Source organism: Dermacoccus nishinomiyaensis (assembly GCF_900447535.1).
Taxonomy (GTDB): domain Bacteria; phylum Actinomycetota; class Actinomycetes; order Actinomycetales; family Dermatophilaceae; genus Dermacoccus; species Dermacoccus nishinomiyaensis.
This window is the reverse complement of sequence record NZ_UFXX01000001.1, coordinates 2,373,648-2,389,079: the sequence shown is the minus strand read 5'-3', so window position 1 is coordinate 2,389,079 and position 15,432 is coordinate 2,373,648. Positions and strand designations below refer to the sequence as shown.

Genomic DNA, 15,432 nt, shown 5'->3' with positions numbered 1-15,432 from the left:
CGGAAGGTGAGCGGCTCGCGGGAATGATTTGTGTAGTCCCCATCGTCTAGCGGCCTAGGACACTGCCCTTTCACGGCAGCGGCACGGGTTCGAATCCCGTTGGGGATACCACGCACAGATCGGCCTTTCACGAGGCCCCGTAGCGCAGTTGGTTAGCGCGCCGCCTTGTCACGGCGGAGGTCGCGGGTTCGAGTCCCGTCGGGGTCGCCATCCCTTTCCCAAGGGCCAGATAGCTCAGTTGGTAGAGCGAGCGACTGAAAATCGCTAGGTCGGCGGTTCGACCCCGTCTCTGGCCACGCTCCACCGAGAAAGCCCCCGAGATTCGTCTCGGGGGCTTTCTCGTGTTCTGCATGCCTCCCGGTTCGATATGCCTCCCGGTTCGAGGCGCGTTCCACGCCGCGGCACCCCCGACGTTGCACCGGGTGCGACGCTGCCTCGTTCGGCAGCGTCGCAACGGCCGACCACCCACCGACGGCGCGTCGTCGTCAGCTCGCGGAGAGCGCCTCGTCGAGGATCGTCAGGGCCGCACGGACGTCGTCGTCGCTGACGTTGCACGGCGGCACGACGTGCAGCCGGTTCGCGGCGGCGATGACGAGCAGGCCGGTCTTCTTGCACGCGGCCGCGACGGCGGCGGCGCGCTCGACGTCGGGCGTGCGCGCGGCGTCCTCGACGAGTTCGAGCGCCCAGAACACCCCGACGCCACGCGCCTGGCCGACCGCGTCGTGCTTCTCGGCGAGCGCCTGCAGGCCGGGGCCGAGCACGTCGGAACCGATGCGGGCGGCGTTCTCGACGATGCCCTCGTCCTGCATCGCGGCGATCGTCGCGACGCCCGCCGCGCACGCGAGCGGGTGGCCGGAGTAGGTGAGGCCGCCGGGGTAGGCGCGCTCGTCGAAGTGGTGAGCGATCTCGTCGCTCAGCACGACACCGCCGAGCGGCACGTACCCCGAGTTGACGCCCTTGGCGAACGTGATGAGGTCGGGCACGACATTCGCGTGCTGGTGCGCGAACCAGGCACCGGTGCGGCCGAAGCCGGCCATGACCTCGTCGGCGATGAAGATGATGCCGTACTTCGTGCAGATCTCGCGGACGCCCTCGAGGTAGCCCGGCGGCGGCGGGATGATGCCGGCCGAACCGATGACGGGCTCGAGGATGAGAGCGGCGAACGCGTCGGCGCCCTCGGAGGTGATGGTGTGCTCGAGGTGCGTCAGCGCACGCTCGCACTCCTCGTCCTCGCTCGTCGCCCAGAACTCGCTGCGGTAGAGGAACGGACCGAAGAAGTGGACGACCTCGCTCGCGCCCTTGTCGTTGGCGAAGCGGCGCGCCTCACCGGTGAGGTGGATCGACTGCGCCGTCGCGCCGTGGTAGCTGCGGTAGGCGGCGAGCAGCTTGCGACGGCCCGTCACCTCGCGCGCCATGCGGACGGCGTGCTCGTTCGCCTCGGTACCACCGTTGGTGAAGAACACCTTGTTGAGCGTGTCGGGCAGCAGGTCGCTGATCATCTTCGCCAGCTGCGAACGCTGGTCGTTGGCGTTGCTCGGCCCGATCGTGCACAGCGTCTCGGCCTGCGTCTTGATCGCCTCGACGACGCGCGGGTGCTGGTGGCCGACGTTCGTGTAGACGAGCTGGCCGGTGAAGTCGAGGTACTCGTTGCCGTCGCCGTCCCACAGGCGGGAGCCGGACGTCTTCGTCACGACCATCGGCTTCAGCGCGGCCTGCGCCGACCACGAATGGAAGACGTGGGCCCGGTCGAGTGCGTATGTTTCGTCGGGGGTCAAGGTCTTCGGTTCACTCATGGAGCCACTCTGGGGGTTCGCACGCCCACGCGCCAACCCCGTCTCAGGGCGCGGGAGACGCGCCGTGGCGCGGCAGAAGTACCGGGGCAGGTGTGGTGTCGCTGATGGGTGGCGGCCGGTGCGCCCCGAAGACGCGCGAAGGTCCGGCCGGCTGACGCCTCACCCAGGCTGGTCGGCGAGTGAGACCCAGCGCTGCCCACACTCGTCGAGGTCGGCCGAACCGCCCGTCAGGCTCGCGAGCTCGCTCTCGAGCGCTGCGCGGTCGGCCTCCGTGACGGCGAGCACCAGGCGCGCCGTTCCTGAGGCCGCGCCTTGGGCGTAGTCGACGCCCTCGACGTGCCGCCCGGCGGCTCGCAGGGCGTTCTCGACGCGGCCGACGTCGGCGATGCCGACGTCGGCCGCCATGACGAGGCGACACTCGTACGTGACGACGCGGGCCTCGGCCAGCGCGGCGCGCACGACGTCGCCGTAGGCCCGCACGAGCCCTCCGGCGCCGAGCAGCGTGCCGCCGAACCAGCGCGTCACGACGGCGACGACGTCGCTCAGACCCGAGGCGACGAGCGCCTCCAGCATCGGCGCGCCCGCCGTGCCCGACGGCTCGCCGTCGTCGTTGCTGCGCCGCACCTGACGCTGGGGGCCGAGCACGAACGCGCTGCAGTGATGACGCGCGTCCCAGTGCTGCTTACGAGCGACCTCGACGACGGCCCGTGCGGCCACCTCCGACGCTTCGTCGTCACCCGCGCCCACCGGCGTCAGTTCACACAGGAACCGCGAGCGCTTCACCTCGATCTCGGCGATGGCCGGGCCTGCGAGGGTGGTGAACCGAGACGTCGTCATGTCCGGCGACGATACCGGGCGCGATGATGCGAAACGACGACGCGGAACGTGGCGCCCCCGTCGCGCGGGCGTCAGAATGGGGGCATGACGTCGCGCCATCTGCCCGCATCCGCTCGCACCCTCGTCGTCGGTGGTGCCTGCGTGCTCGCCGTCGCCGCGGGGTCGTCCTCACCCGCCGCCGCCATCACGCGCAGCCCGGGTGTGAGCTCGAGCAGCACCGCCGGGGCGTCCGAGGGAGCTCAGGAGTTGACCGTGCAGACCGCCACGGCCTCCCCGAGCACCGTCAAGGGGCCGACGACGCCGACGGTCGACGAGCCCGGCGACAACGAACCTGCCCTCGTCCTGGGTGGTTTCGGCCTCGGCGCGCTCGCCCTCGCGGGGGCGTTCGTCGTCGCCCGACGGCGTGTCGTCGACGATCCAGGCTTGGCCACCACCCACACGGAGTGAGACCGGTCACTCATGGCCGCGCGAGGTGCCCGGTGATCCGCGTCGATGGGCGGAAATCAACGCACCTGAGGTAGCGTTACCCCCACGACAGAAACTTAGGATCCCCAGGGCCCTCCGCCTGACGTCCGCACGCCCGCGTGCGGGGTGATGATGGCCGCCCTGGCAACACGACAGAGGGGGTCTCGCCATGGGGCGCGGCCGGGCCAAAGCCAAGCAGACCAAGGTTGCACGCGAGCTCAAGTACTTCTCGCCGGACACCGACCTCAGCGCGTTGGAGCGAGAGCTCCGTGCCTCGCGCAGCGCGAACGAAACGCGTCAGGCGCAAGCCGACGACGAGGGCGACGAGTATGACCGCTACTCCAAGTGGGCCTCGGACGACGACTGACCACGACGAGCGCGCAACCCGCTTTTTCTTGAGTTGACGTGAACGAGAGCCTCCATCCCATCGGGACGGAGGCTCTCGTCGTGCTGACTTCTGCGTGGGCCGCCGCCGAGCTCGAGGGGCTCGAGCGCCCGTGCTCACGCGTCAGGCGTAGCTGCCCACGATCTGGCAGGCGCCGGCGTCGACGCCCTTGGCGCCGGAGATGATCTCTGCCTCCGCGGCGTCGAGATTCTCGGTGCGTGCGATATCGCCCATGCGCCATGCGGGCAGGTCGAGTTCGGCGCACACCTCGATGGCCGTCGCGGCCTGCTCGGCGGGCAGCACGGCGACGAAGCCGACGCCCATGTTGAGGGTGCGTTCGATGTCGTCCTGGGGCACGTTGCCGACGCGCTGGGTGACGTCGAAGACGGCCGGCGGCGTCCACGTCGAACGCTCGATGCGCGCGCCCATGCCCTTGGGCAGGACGCGGGCGACGTTCGCCGCCAGGCCCCCGCCGGTGACGTGGGACAGCGCGTGGATGTCGACGCCGTCGGTGCGGATGAGGCGCAGCAGGTCAGCAGCGTAGACCCGCGTCGGTTCGAGCAGCTCCTCCCCCAGCGTGCGGCCGAACTCCTCGACGTGCTTGTCGTAGCCCCACCCGGCGCTCGCGTAGACCTTGCGCACGAGCGAGTAGCCGTTGCTGTGCAGGCCGCTCGCGGCGAGGCCGAGGACGACGTCACCTTCGCGCACCGACTCGGGAAGGATGAGATCGGCCTTGTCGACGACGCCCGTCGCGGCGCCCGCGACGTCGTACTCGTCCGCGGCGAGCAGGCCCGGGTGCTCGGCCGTCTCCCCACCGATGAGGGCGACGTTCGCCTGACCGCACGCGGCGGCGATGCCCTTGACGATGGCCGCGATGCGCTCGGGCACGACCTTGCCGGTCGCGATGTAGTCGGTCATGTAGAGCGGCTCCGCGCCGCACACGACGATGTCGTCGACGACCATGCCGACGAGGTCGAATCCGATCGTGTCGTGCGTGTCGAGCGCCTGCGCGATCGCGACCTTCGTGCCGACGCCGTCCGTCGACGTCGCGAGGATCGGGTGCTCCATGCGCGCGAGGACGGAGGCGTCGAACAGCCCCGCGAACCCGCCGAGGCCGCCGAGCACCTCGGGGCGCTGGGCCTGTTTGACGGAGGCCTTCATCAGTTCGACGGCCTTGTCGCCGGCCTCGACGTCGACGCCGGCGCCTGCGTAGGTGATGGGTTCGTTGTGCTGGGTCATCGTCGTCCTTCGAGGTGCGAGGTCACGGTGCGGGCGCGGCGCCGCCGTCAGGGCTGCGGCGGCGCGGGAGGATCGAGAGGCGTCGGTCAGTTCGACGTGTGGCGACGGGCCGGGCTGACGGCGGCGCCCCCGGCGGGCGAGACGCCGTCGGGGTTGGTGCGGGCGAGGTCGATCGACTCGTCCTGGCCGAGGTCGGCCGTGCCGACCGTCGTCGGATCGACGCCGCCGAACTCGACAGGCAGCTGCAGCTCGAGCAGGCCCTTGCCGAGGCGATCCTCAGCGGGCAGCTCGACGGGGTAACGGCCCGTGAAGCATGCGGTGCACACGTTCTCGCGCGGCTGCCCGGTGGCGGCGATCATGCCGTCCTCGCTGATGTAACCGAGCGAGTCGGCACCGAGAGACGTTGCGATCTCGTCGACGACAAGGCCGTTGGCGATGAGTTCGGCGCGCGTCGCGAAGTCGATGCCGTAGAAGCACGGCCAGCGCACGGGCGGGCTCGAGATGCGCACGTGCACCTCGGCCGCGCCGGCCTCGCGCAGCATCCGCACGAGGGCGCGCTGGGTGTTGCCGCGCACGATCGAGTCGTCGATGACGACGAGGCGCTTGCCCTTGATGACGGGCTTGAGCGGATTGAGCTTGAGGCGGATGCCGAGCTGGCGGATCGTCTGGCTCGGCGCGATGAACGTCCGCCCGACGTAGGCGTTTTTCACCAGGCCCATGCCGTACGGAATCCCGGACTCCTCGGCGTACCCGATCGCGGCGGGCGTCCCGGATTCCGGCGTCGGCATGACCATGTCAGCGTCGACGGGGAACTCACGCGCGAGCTGACGGCCCATCTCGACGCGGCTCTCGTAGACCTCGCGGCCGGCGATCGTCGTGTCGGGACGGGCGAGGTAGACGTACTCAAAGACGCAGCCCTTCGGCTCGGGCTCGGCGAACGTCGTCGAGCGCAGACCGTCCGCGTCGATGGCGATCATCTCGCCCGGCGCGACCTCGCGCACGTAGCTGGCGCCGACGATGTCGAGCGCCGCCGTCTCGCTCGCCACGACCCAACCGCGCTCCAGGCGGCCGATGACGAGCGGGCGGATGCCCTGCGGGTCACGCGCGGCGTAGAGCGTGTTCTCGTCCATGAAGACGAAGCAGAACGCGCCCCGCAGGTGAGGCAGCAGGGCGAGGGCCGTCTTCTCGAGGCTCGTGTCGAACTGAGCGCCGAGCAGCGCCGTCACGAGCGCGGTGTCGGTGGTGTTGCCGCGACGCAGCTCGCCGAGCGTGTTGCCGAGCTCGCCGTGGATCTCCTCGAGCTTCTCGCGCAGCTCGGCGGAGTTGATGAGGTTGCCGTTGTGCGCGAGCGCCACCGTGCCCGCCTCGGTGTCACCGAGCGTCGGTTGCGCGTTCTCCCAGGTGGAACCACCCGTCGTCGAGTACCGGCAGTGGCCGATCGCGAGGTGGCCGCGCAGGGAGGCGAGGCTTGTCTCGTCGAACACCTGGGAGACGAGGCCCATGTCCTTGTAGACGAGCAGGCTCTTGCCGTCGCTCGTCGCGATACCTGCCGACTCCTGGCCGCGGTGCTGCAGCGCGTACAGGCCGTAGTAGGTGAGTTTCGCGACCTCTTCACCCGGCGCCCAGACCCCGAAGACGCCACATGCGTCCTGGGGGCCCTTCTCGCCGGGAAGGATGTCGTGTGAGAGTTTACCGTCGCCGCGTGCCACAGACATCAGTCTTTCACGACCTGAGCCGCAGCGTGCATCGTGCGAGCAGCCGGGCGCCGGGGCGCAGGACACGTACGGGCGTCAGGAACGACGGTCGGCGACGACGAACGCGAGGCCGCCGAGCAGCGTGCCGAGGGCACCGAACAGGACGACGAGATAACCGGTCGACGACGACGCCGTGTAGTTGCCGCCGTCACCGCCGTCGAGGGAGACGAAGAGGCCCGCGAGGGCTCCGATGACGGCGCCCGTCAGCAGGAACGGCATGACGCGGGGGGCACGACGCACGCGAGCGAGGGGCACGCCGTCGCGGTTCATGGCCGGACGTTCGTCGGCGCGCGCCTCGTCATGTGCCGGGCGTGGGGCCTCGGACGCCGGGCGGGCGTCGTCACGGGTGTCGTGGCGGCTCTCGTCGCGCTCGGCGGTTTCGGTGCGGGGTTCAGGCGTGCTCACCCCACCACGGTAGCAACGCCCGCGGGCGCATCACGACGCGGTAAATCCCGGCCCGGCGCAAGTGACTCGGCGGTAGGGTGGCCACAGAAATGTGTGCTCGTACGACTGATGGGACGCGACCGTGAAGTGGTTCATCCTCGAAAACGTCATCCTGCTGTTGGCTCTGATCGCCTACCTGCTCATGCGCGACCCGAAGAAGGGCGCGCCGAAGCGCCCGGGTTCGGTCGGCATCCACGGAGTGAACGGCAAGAACAAGATCGGCCGTGACGACTCCGTCGACGAGAGCGTCGAGACGCCTGACGCGAAGGCCGCGGCCACCTCCGAACTCGAGGAGAAGCCTGCGAAGGGTGCCGCGAAGACGGCCGACGAGGTGAAGACCGGCGCACCGAAGAACGAGACGGCCAAGCAGCAGCCGGCCGCCCAGGACGCGCCCGCGAAGGCGGAGGCTCCCGCGCCGAAGAACGCGCCGTCCAACGGCCAGAAGGCTGCCGCGGCCGGTGCTGCGGCGTCTGCCGGTGGCGCTGCGGCGGCAGCGGCCGACGACTGGGATGCCGCCCCGGCTCCTGCTCCTGAGACGCCCGCCGCGCCCGCCGCATCGAGTGGCGACGACTGGGATGCCCCCGCTCCGGCTCTCGACGCGACCGCTGCCCCGGCCGCGCCGGCTCAGGCTGCGCCCGCCGCGCCCGCCGCATCCGGCAGCGACGACTGGGACGCCCCCGCCCCCGCTCTGGACGACTCCGCCCCTGCCGCCGCTGCGCCTGCCGCGTCCGGTGGTGACGACTGGGACGCCCCGCCGCCCGCACTCGACGACTCGGCTCCGGCCGCCCAGCCGCAGCAGACCCCCGAAGCCACACAGGCACCGCAAGCCGCACCCGCCACCTCCGGCGGCGACGACTGGGACGCCCCGCCGCCCGCACTCGACGACTCGGCTCCGGCCGCGCAGCCGCAACAGACACCCGAAGCCACCCAGGCACCGCAAGCCGCACCCGCCGCCTCCGGTGGCGACGACTGGGACGCTGCTCCCCCGGCTCTCGACGACTCCGCTCCCGCCCCCGCTGCGCAGCCGCAGGCAGCTGCCCCGGCAAGCGATCCGGCCCAGGCCGAGACCCCCGCGCCGGCCCAGGACACGGCGACGAGCCAACCTGCCGCGGCCCCGACACCCGCACCGGCGTCGTCGGGTGGCGATGACTGGGGAACGGAGCCGCTGCCGCTCGACCAGCTCGACTCGCTCGCCCCGGCAGCGCCCGCAGCGACGGACGAGAAGGCTGCCCCTGCGGCCGCGTCCACCGCTGCTGACTCGACCCCGAGCACCCCGGCTGCTCCCGAAGCTGACGGCGAGAAGGCCGCTGCCGAAGCAGCATCCACCCCGGCGGCGGACTCGACGTCGACTCAGGCCGCGTCGACGAGCACGAACGACACGACGACTGACGCCGCCACACGCCCGTCCGAACAGGCCGCTGACACCACCGACCACGGCACGTCCGGTGCTGCGGTTGCGGCCGGTGTCGCGGGAGGGGCGGCCGCCGCTGCCGCGATGGCGTCGGGCCGCTCGTCGGACGACACGGCGACCGACGCGTCGGACCGTTCCGCGGAAGCCGACTCGACCGCGACGCAGACGCAGTCCAAGCACGCGGGCTCGGGAGCGCAGGACGCCGCCGCGTCGGCACCCGCCACGACCCCTGCTGCGCCGAAGCCCTCGGGCGGCGACGACTGGGGCACCGAGCCGCTTCCGCTGGACCAGCTTGACCAGTTCGCTCCGGCGACGACCGGCGCGGCCGCAGCGCCTGCGGAGTCGGCCGGTGTCGGTGTGAGCGAGCCCGTCGCCGACCCGTCCACGTCGACGACCGACGCGGCCGCAGCGCCTGCGGAGTCGGCCGGTGTCGGTGTGAGCGAGCCCGTCGCCGACCCGTCCACGTCGACGACGGGCGCTGCGTCGAACGCCGCCACGACGACGCTGGCGCAGCCGCCGGCGTCCGAAGATGCCGCGAGCGCCTCGCAGACGGCGGTCGAGGCCGACGTCCGCACCGACGACGCCGCTCAGCCACTGCAGGACTTCACGTCCGACGAGCTGGCTCACGACACGGCTTCATCGAGCGAGTCGGGGCAGTCGCCGCAGGGCGCCGGTTCGCCGTTGCAGGCTGCTCCCACGGCGGCTGAGGTCTCGGCTGCCGAGGTGGCTGACGGTCCGTTCGGTCCTGGCTCGGCCGAGCCGAACGAGGATGGTTCGGCGCCGTCGCCGGCGTACACGATCAAGGGCAACGCGGACACGATGCTGTTCCACACGCCCGACAGCCCGAGCTACGAGCAGACCGAGGCCGAGGTGTGGTTCACGAGCGTGGACGCCGCCAAGGCCGCGATGTTCCGCCACTGGGACCCCGCCCAGCGCTGATCGACTCAGCTCCTGACGATGGCCGCTCACCTCGAAGGTGGGCGGCCATCGCCGTCCTCGGCCGCCTGACCGAGCCCTTCGGCACCCTCCGCGCGTCCGCACACGCTCCCGATGGCGAGTAGCTCACACGTCGGCAGGTAACTGCCCGCCGACCTGTGAGTTACCCGCCATCCTCCAGGCTCCGTTTTGTCTCCCGGGCGGGGCGGGGCCCCGGCCACCTCCGCGGCCGGCGCTGCTGGCCGGCCCGGCAACGTTGCGAGTCCCGTCAGGCTGGGACGAGCGGCAGTTGGGCCGAGACGTCGGCGCGCTGCCCCGACGTGCGCAGGCGCCCCTCGGCGCGGGCGGCGTCCCACGTCAGGCGGCCGGTGGCGAGTTCGAGCCAGGTGACGGCGTCGGTCTCGATGACGTTCGGGGGCGTGCCGCGCGTGTGGACCGGGCCCTCGATGCACTGGACGGCGCCGAACGGCGGCACGCGCACCTCGACGGTGCGGCCGGGCACCTGGATACCGAGCTCTTCGAGCGTGTAGCGCACGGCGAGGGCGGTGGTGGGTCGTGCCGTGTCAGCGGGGTTCGCGGCCCAGTCGAGGACGGCGGCGCGACCCGCTTCTGGCGCGATGCGGCGACGAGGTGGCATGCGCCCCATCCTAGGGGCGCCTTCTCCTTCCGCGATTCTCGTTCCCATCGGCGAACCACGGACACATCGGCGATTCCTGTCCACCTTCGCGATTCCTGTCCCCATCGGCGATCTTCGTCCACATTCGCACCGCCTACATTGGTCGCATGGCTCGCCGACGCATCCCCACGACTGCCCCTGAGACCGCCGCCGGCGACCCATTCGAGTTCATCACCGACGAGCGCGGCGGCGTCACCGTCATGCGCGACGGGCACCCACAGTCGCACGTCCACCCGGACGATCCGACGCTGCTGGAGTTCGAGTACGTCCAGCACTTCGCGCTCGTGCTCGACGCGCTGACGCCGCCCGCGCCGTCCCTGCTCGGCGTCACGCACGTCGGCGGCGCAGGGCTGACGCTGGCACGCTACGTCGAGGCGACCCGCCCCGGTTCGCCGCAGATCGTCCTCGAGCCCGACGTCCGCCTCACCGACGCCGTCCGTCGCGAACTGCCGCTGCCCCGCGCGCATCGCATCCGGGTACGGCCGGCTGACGGCGCCTCGGGCGTCGTAGCTCTCAAGGACGACTCGGCCGACGTCATCGTCCTCGACGCATTCGCCGACGGACGCGTGCCGGCCGAGCTCGTCAGCCCGACGTTCGCGGCCGACGTCGCGCGTGTGCTCAAGCCGGGTGGCGTGTTCATCGCCAATCTCGCCGACGAGCCAGGGTTCGCGTGGAACTCACGCGCCGCCGCGACGTTCACCGCCGTGCTGCCACACGCCGTCATCGTCGGGGCGCACGAGGTGCTCAAGGGCAAGCGCTTCGGCAACGTCGTGCTGGCCGCGTCGGCCGACTCCAGCGCCCTCGACCTCGACGCCGTCACCCGCGCCGCCGCTCGTGCGCCCCTGCCGACGGGCGTCCGGCGCGGCGCCGAGCTGGCACGGATGTTGCGGGCGGCCGCCCCTTTCACCGACAACGACGCGGCACGCTCCCCCGTCCCGCCGCAGCTCGGTGCGTGGCGAGTGCGCTGACGCTGCGAGCGTGACACGATCGGCTGCACCGCCACGACGAAGGAGAACGATGCCCGAGGGCCACGTCACGCACCGCATCGCGGGGATGATGAACGACAACTTCGCTGGGCGAATCATCAAATCGTCCTCTCCCCAGGGCCGATTCGCCGAAAGCTCAGCGCGCATCGACGGCCGTGCCTTCGATCACGCCGAGGCCTACGGCAAGCACATGCTCGTCGCGTTCGAAGGGCTCGACGAGCGCGTCAACATCCACCTCGGTCTGCTCGGAAAGTTCTTCTGGACGTACGGTGTCGAGCCCGGCGAGGCGCCGATCACCGGCGCCATCCGGTGGCGTCTCGGAGCATCGTCCGACGACGGTGATGCGCGCGGCAGTGTGGTCATGGATCTGCGTGGCCCCAACGTCTGCGCGCTCAAGACGCCGGACGAGGTGGCGGCGATCGTCGGCAAGCTCGGGCCCGACCCGTTGCGCGTGGACGCCGACCCTGACGTCGCGTGGGTGCGGATCCGCCACACGTCGACGCCGATCGCTGCGCTGCTCATGGACCAGAAGGTGTTCAACGGCGTCGGCAACATCTACCGAGCCGAGGTGCTCTTCCGCCACGGCCTCGACCCGAAGATGCCGGGGAAGTTCTTGCGCCGCACCGAGTTCGACGCGATCTGGGCGGACCTCGTCGCGCTCATGCCGCTCGGGGTACGCGACGGCCGCATCGACACCGTCCGCGACGAACACTCGCCCGAGACCATGGGGCGTGATCCGCGCGTCGACAAGCACGGCGGCGAGGTCTACGTCTATCGACGCGCGGGGCAACCGTGCCTCGTCTGCGGCACGCCCGTGGCACACGAGGAGTTCGCGGGCCGCAACCTGTTCTGGTGCCCGCGCTGCCAGCCGCGTCACCGCCGTCGCACGCCCAACCCGTGAGGGCCGCAATCCCGCATGGCAGAGTTTCGGACCCCGACTCGCCGGTTGAGAGCCGCAATCTGGCATGGCAGAGTTTCAGCCCCAATCCGAGCAGCCGAGCCGAGATGGGGCACACGCCTGGACCCGCACCTCGTGAACACGTCGAGAGGCCCATTCCTGGTTCCAGGAATGGGCCTCTCGAACGAGCGCGCACCAACCGTCAGCGATGCGCAGGCCGTCAGCCGAAGATCTTTCGCAGCGGCACCTGGTGCGTCTCGGAGAGCTCGGCGACCGGGATCGAGAACAGGTCGCCGACGGCGAGCGCGCCGCCACCCGTCTCGCCGATCTTCGCTGCGGCTACACCGGCCTTCGACGCGAGCGCCTCGAACGCCTCGACGTGCTCCGGTGCCACCGCGACGAGGGCGCGACCGGCCGACTCGGAGAACAGCGACACGAACGCGTTGTCGGTGAACGACACCGACGCACCGACACCATGACGCATGACGCCTTCAGCCAACGCGACCGCGAGACCGCCGGACGACAGGTCGTGAGCCGCGGCGAGCAGGCCGTCACGGGCACCGTCGATGAGCACCGACGCGAGCGCCTTCTCGTTCTCGAGGTGCACCATCGGCGGCAGGCCCCCGAGGTGGCTGTGCACGACGCCGGCCCATTCGGAGCCGTCGAGCTCGTCCCGCGTCTCGCCGAGCACGTAGAGCGCGAGGCCCGCATCCTTCCACGCCGACGGCGTGCGCTTGCTGACGTCGTCGAGCACGCCGAGGACGGCGACGACGGGCGTCGGGTGGATCGCGACGTCACCCGTCTGGTTGTAGAACGACACGTTGCCGCCCGTCACGGGAGTGCCGAACGCGCGGCACGCCTCGATGATGCCGTCGACGGCCTGGCTGAACTGCCACATGACGCCCGCGTCCTCGGGCGAGCCGAAGTTGAGGCAGTCGGAGACGGCGAGCGGCGTCGCGCCGGCGGCCGCGACGTTGCGGTACGCCTCCGCGACGGCGTGCTGCGCGCCGATGAACGGGTCGAGCTTCGCGAAACGGCCGTTGCAGTCCGTCGAGAGCGCGACGCCGAGCCCGGTGCCCTCGTCGACGCGCACGACGCCCGCGTCGTCAGGCATGGCGAGCGCCGTGTTGCCCATGACGTAGCGGTCGTACTGGTCGGTGATCCACGACTTGTCGGCGATGTTCGGCGAACCCAGCACCTGCAGCAGCTGCGCGCGCAGCTCGTGGCCCGACGCCGGTCGGCGCAGCAGCGACGACACGTCGTCCTGCATCGCGTCGAGGTACTCGGGTCGCGCGAGCGGGCGCTCGTAGACCGGCCCGTCGTGCGCGACGGAGCGCGGCGGCACGTCGACGACGACGTCGCCATGCCAGGTGATGACGAGGTTCTCACCGTCGGTGACCTCGCCGAGGACGACGGCCTCGACGTCCCACTTCTCGGCGATCGCCATGAACGCGTCGAGCTTGTCGGGCGTGACGACGGCCATCATGCGCTCCTGCGACTCGGACATGAGGATCTCCTCGGCGCGCAGCGAGCTGTCGCGCAGCGGCACGCGGTCGAGTTCGATGTGCATGCCGCCGTCACCGGCGGAGGCGAGTTCGGATGTCGCGCAGGACAATCCGGCGCCCCCGAGATCCTGGATGCCCTCGACGACGCCCGCGGCGTACAGGTCGAGGCAGCACTCGATGAGGACCTTCTCGGCGAAGGGGTCGCCGACCTGGACGGCCGGTCGCTTCGTCGGCCCTTCGGAGTCGAACGTCTCGGAGGCGAGCACGGAGACACCGCCGATGCCGTCGCCACCCGTCTTGGCGCCGAACAGCACGACCTTGTTGCCCTGGCCTGCGGCCTTGGCGAGGTGCAGATCCTCGTGGCGCAGCTTGCCGACGCACAGCGCGTTGACGAGCGGGTTGCCCTGGTAGCAGTCGTCGAACACGACCTCGCCACCGATGTTCGGCAGGCCGAGGCAGTTGCCGTAGCCGCCGATGCCGGCGACGACGCCGGGCAGGACACGCGCGGTGTCGGGGTGGTCGAGCGCGCCGAAGCGCAGCGGATCCATGACGGCGATCGGGCGCGCACCCATCGCCATGATGTCGCGGACGATGCCGCCGACGCCGGTCGCGGCGCCCTGGTAGGGCTCGATGTAGCTCGGGTGGTTGTGGCTCTCGACCTTGAAGGTGACGGCCCAGCCCTGACCGATGTCGATGACGCCGGCGTTCTCGCCGATGCCGGCGAGCTGCTTGCCGCGCGGCGTCTCGCTCGGCAGGTCGCCGAAGCGGCGCAGGTGCGTCTTCGACGACTTGTACGAGCAGTGCTCGCTCCACATGACGGAGTACATCGCGAGTTCGGCGCTCGTCGGGCGGCGCCCGAGGATCTCGCGGATGCGCGCGTACTCGTCGTCCTTGAGGCCGAGTTCGGCCCACGGCTGCTCGACGTCGGGCGTCGCCTCGGCCTTGCTCACCGTGTCGAGACCGTCCGTCTTCGGCGCGGCGATGATCTGGCTTTCGGCGCTGAAGCCCTCTTCGGCAGCGGCGAGCTGGCCCGGCTCCGGGCTCGTGTTCATCTCAGTCATCAGTGCTGTCTCCTCAGACGCTCGCGAGCGCCGTGATGGCGGACGTGAAGAAGGCGAGCCCGTCGGTCGAGGGGCCGAAGCCCTCCTCGACGCAGTGCTCGGGGTGCGGCATGAGGCCGACGACGTTGCCGCGTTCGTTCGTGACGCCGGCGATGTCGCGGTACGAGCCGTTCGGGTTGCCCTGCAGGTAGCGGAAGACGACCTGGCCCTCGCCCTCGAGGCGGTCGAGCGTCGCGTCATCTGCGACGAAGCAGCCCTCCCCGTTCTTCAGCGCGATGGTGATCTCCTGATCGGCCGTGAAAGCGTTCGTCCACGCGGTGGAGGTGTTCTCGACACGCAGCACCTGGTCCTTGCACAGGAACTTCTGGTGGTCGTTGCGAATGAGCGCGCCGGGCAACAGATGCGATTCGCACAGGATCTGGAAGCCGTTGCAGATGCCGAGCACGGGCATGCCGCCCTGCGCCGCAGGGATCAGCTCGTCCATGACAGGCGCGAACCGCGCGATGGCGCCGCAGCGCAGGTAGTCGCCGTAGCTGAAACCGCCCGGCACGACGACGGCGTCGACGCCCTTGAGGTCGGCGTCACCGTGCCACAGGTCGACGGGGTCTCCCCCGGCGAGGCGGACGGCGCGCTTCGCGTCGTGATCGTCGAGCGAACCGGGGAAGGTGATGACGCCGATCTTCACTGCTCGTCCTTCAGGTCGTGCACGCTGACGACGTCCTCGATCACGGGGTTGCTCAGCAGCTTGTCGGCCGCCTCACGCGCCGCAGCGAGGTGCGCGTCCGTCACATCACCGTCGACGGTGAGGACGAAACGCTTGCCCTGACGCACGTCGGTGAACTGCTCGAAACCGAGGCGCGGCAGCGCACCGGCGACGGCCTGACCCTGCGGGTCGAGGATCTCGGACTTCAGCATGACGTCGACGACGACGTGGCCCATGGGTTCTCCCTGTGAGAGGCGGTGTGTCCAGCACCCTGAGTCTAGGCGGGCGCCACCGACAACGCCCCATTCCCGCTCACGTCGTGCGCAGCGGCAGGTGGAT

General features: G+C 70.8%; 14 protein-coding genes and 3 tRNA genes. 8 read left to right on the top strand and 9 right to left on the bottom strand.

The features are described 5' to 3' along the window. Positions 1 to 35: 35 nt before the first annotated feature. The 3 genes from DYE07_RS11150 to DYE07_RS11140 all read left to right on the top strand — a co-directional run bounded on the left by DYE07_RS11150 (position 36) and on the right by DYE07_RS11140 (position 296). Positions 36 to 111: transfer RNA gene (locus DYE07_RS11150), tRNA-Glu, on the top strand. Positions 112 to 133: 22 nt separating this feature from the next. Continuing rightward, positions 134 to 210: transfer RNA gene (locus tag DYE07_RS11145), tRNA-Asp, on the top strand. A gap of 13 nt (positions 211 to 223) precedes the next feature. Continuing rightward, positions 224 to 296: transfer RNA gene (locus DYE07_RS11140), tRNA-Phe, on the top strand. Positions 297 to 485: 189 nt separating this feature from the next. Here DYE07_RS11140 and DYE07_RS11135 read toward each other — a convergent pair. Together DYE07_RS11135 and DYE07_RS11130 are read right to left on the bottom strand one after the other, a co-directional pair. Beyond that, positions 486 to 1,793, bottom strand: coding sequence for an aspartate aminotransferase family protein (locus DYE07_RS11135; RefSeq protein ID WP_040015021.1), 1,308 nt, complete (start codon positions 1,791 to 1,793; stop codon positions 486 to 488). 159 nt (positions 1,794 to 1,952) lie between these two features. Next, positions 1,953 to 2,630, bottom strand: a complete 678-nt coding sequence (locus DYE07_RS11130; RefSeq protein WP_115296993.1) for an IMPACT family protein — start codon at positions 2,628 to 2,630, stop codon at positions 1,953 to 1,955. 84 nt (positions 2,631 to 2,714) lie between these two features. Between DYE07_RS11130 and DYE07_RS11125 the strand changes: the two genes are divergently transcribed. After that, entirely contained in the window at positions 2,715 to 3,077 is a 363-nt protein-coding gene (locus DYE07_RS11125) for a hypothetical protein (RefSeq protein WP_115296992.1), read from the top strand. A gap of 187 nt (positions 3,078 to 3,264) precedes the next feature. Continuing rightward, the gene (locus DYE07_RS11120; protein WP_006943260.1) at positions 3,265 to 3,462 is read left to right on the top strand and encodes a DUF3073 domain-containing protein; all 198 of its coding nucleotides are present in this window, start codon (positions 3,265 to 3,267) and stop codon (positions 3,460 to 3,462) included. A 141-nt stretch (positions 3,463 to 3,603) separates the two neighbouring features. Here the strand turns inward: DYE07_RS11120 and purM are convergent, their stop codons facing one another. The 3 genes from purM to DYE07_RS11105 all read right to left on the bottom strand — a co-directional run bounded on the left by purM (position 3,604) and on the right by DYE07_RS11105 (position 6,878). Then, positions 3,604 to 4,719 (bottom strand): phosphoribosylformylglycinamidine cyclo-ligase, encoded by a 1,116-nt coding sequence (purM, locus tag DYE07_RS11115; protein WP_115296991.1) that lies wholly within the window; start codon positions 4,717 to 4,719, stop codon positions 3,604 to 3,606. Between the two features lie 86 nt (positions 4,720 to 4,805). Beyond that, the gene (gene purF / locus DYE07_RS11110) at positions 4,806 to 6,428 is read right to left on the bottom strand and encodes an amidophosphoribosyltransferase (protein WP_115297149.1); all 1,623 of its coding nucleotides are present in this window, start codon (positions 6,426 to 6,428) and stop codon (positions 4,806 to 4,808) included. Positions 6,429 to 6,509: 81 nt separating this feature from the next. Continuing rightward, on the bottom strand, positions 6,510 to 6,878 hold the full coding sequence (locus tag DYE07_RS11105; protein WP_115296990.1) for a hypothetical protein: 369 nt from the start codon (positions 6,876 to 6,878) through the stop codon (positions 6,510 to 6,512). Between the two features lie 121 nt (positions 6,879 to 6,999). Here DYE07_RS11105 and DYE07_RS11100 point away from each other — a divergent pair, with 121 nt between their 5' ends. After that, entirely contained in the window at positions 7,000 to 9,267 is a 2,268-nt protein-coding gene (locus DYE07_RS11100) for a sunset domain-containing protein (RefSeq protein WP_115296989.1), read from the top strand. Positions 9,268 to 9,532: 265 nt separating this feature from the next. Here DYE07_RS11100 and DYE07_RS11095 read toward each other — a convergent pair whose 3' ends face one another. Then, positions 9,533 to 9,901 (bottom strand): sterol carrier family protein, encoded by a 369-nt coding sequence (locus DYE07_RS11095; protein WP_115297148.1) that lies wholly within the window; start codon positions 9,899 to 9,901, stop codon positions 9,533 to 9,535. A 146-nt stretch (positions 9,902 to 10,047) separates the two neighbouring features. Between DYE07_RS11095 and DYE07_RS11090 the strand changes: the two genes are divergently transcribed. Beyond that, positions 10,048 to 10,908 (top strand): spermidine synthase, encoded by an 861-nt coding sequence (locus DYE07_RS11090; RefSeq protein ID WP_115296988.1) that lies wholly within the window; start codon positions 10,048 to 10,050, stop codon positions 10,906 to 10,908. 49 nt (positions 10,909 to 10,957) lie between these two features. After that, positions 10,958 to 11,827: an Fpg/Nei family DNA glycosylase gene (locus tag DYE07_RS11085; RefSeq protein WP_115296987.1), complete on the top strand. Its 870-nt coding sequence runs from the start codon at positions 10,958 to 10,960 to the stop codon at positions 11,825 to 11,827. A gap of 217 nt (positions 11,828 to 12,044) precedes the next feature. On the opposite strand, the gene purL is transcribed toward DYE07_RS11085, so the two are convergent. From purL to purS, 3 genes are read right to left on the bottom strand one after another with little or no spacing between them, the layout of a single operon-like run. Next, a complete protein-coding gene (gene purL, locus DYE07_RS11080; protein WP_115296986.1) occupies positions 12,045 to 14,390 on the bottom strand; it encodes a phosphoribosylformylglycinamidine synthase subunit PurL in 2,346 nt (781 codons plus the stop codon). 13 nt (positions 14,391 to 14,403) lie between these two features. Beyond that, positions 14,404 to 15,075 carry a phosphoribosylformylglycinamidine synthase subunit PurQ gene (gene purQ / locus DYE07_RS11075; RefSeq protein WP_006945326.1) on the bottom strand — a complete coding sequence of 224 codons (672 nt, stop codon included), beginning with the start codon at positions 15,073 to 15,075 and terminating at the stop codon, positions 14,404 to 14,406. Further along, the gene (gene purS / locus DYE07_RS11070) at positions 15,072 to 15,329 is read right to left on the bottom strand and encodes a phosphoribosylformylglycinamidine synthase subunit PurS (protein ID WP_006945329.1); all 258 of its coding nucleotides are present in this window, start codon (positions 15,327 to 15,329) and stop codon (positions 15,072 to 15,074) included. Before purS ends, purQ begins: the two co-directional genes overlap by 4 nt. Between the last annotated feature and the right edge of the window lie 103 nt (positions 15,330 to 15,432).

Bases quoted from the DNA above. Each gene is read 5' to 3' on its own strand.
- DYE07_RS11135 (WP_040015021.1), bottom strand. From the start codon at position 1,793: ATGAGTGAACCGAAGACCTTGACCCCCGACGAAACATACGCACTCGAC.
- DYE07_RS11130 (WP_115296993.1), bottom strand. From the start codon at position 2,630: ATGACGACGTCTCGGTTCACCACCCTCGCAGGCCCGGCCATCGCCGAG.
- DYE07_RS11125 (WP_115296992.1), top strand. From the start codon at position 2,715: ATGACGTCGCGCCATCTGCCCGCATCCGCTCGCACCCTCGTCGTCGGT.
- DYE07_RS11120 (WP_006943260.1), top strand. From the start codon at position 3,265: ATGGGGCGCGGCCGGGCCAAAGCCAAGCAGACCAAGGTTGCACGCGAG.
- purM (WP_115296991.1), bottom strand. From the start codon at position 4,719: ATGACCCAGCACAACGAACCCATCACCTACGCAGGCGCCGGCGTCGAC.
- DYE07_RS11095 (WP_115297148.1), bottom strand. From the start codon at position 9,901: ATGCCACCTCGTCGCCGCATCGCGCCAGAAGCGGGTCGCGCCGCCGTC.
- DYE07_RS11090 (WP_115296988.1), top strand. From the start codon at position 10,048: ATGGCTCGCCGACGCATCCCCACGACTGCCCCTGAGACCGCCGCCGGC.
- DYE07_RS11085 (WP_115296987.1), top strand. From the start codon at position 10,958: ATGCCCGAGGGCCACGTCACGCACCGCATCGCGGGGATGATGAACGAC.
- purL (WP_115296986.1), bottom strand. From the start codon at position 14,390: ATGACTGAGATGAACACGAGCCCGGAGCCGGGCCAGCTCGCCGCTGCC.
- purS (WP_006945329.1), bottom strand. From the start codon at position 15,329: ATGGGCCACGTCGTCGTCGACGTCATGCTGAAGTCCGAGATCCTCGAC.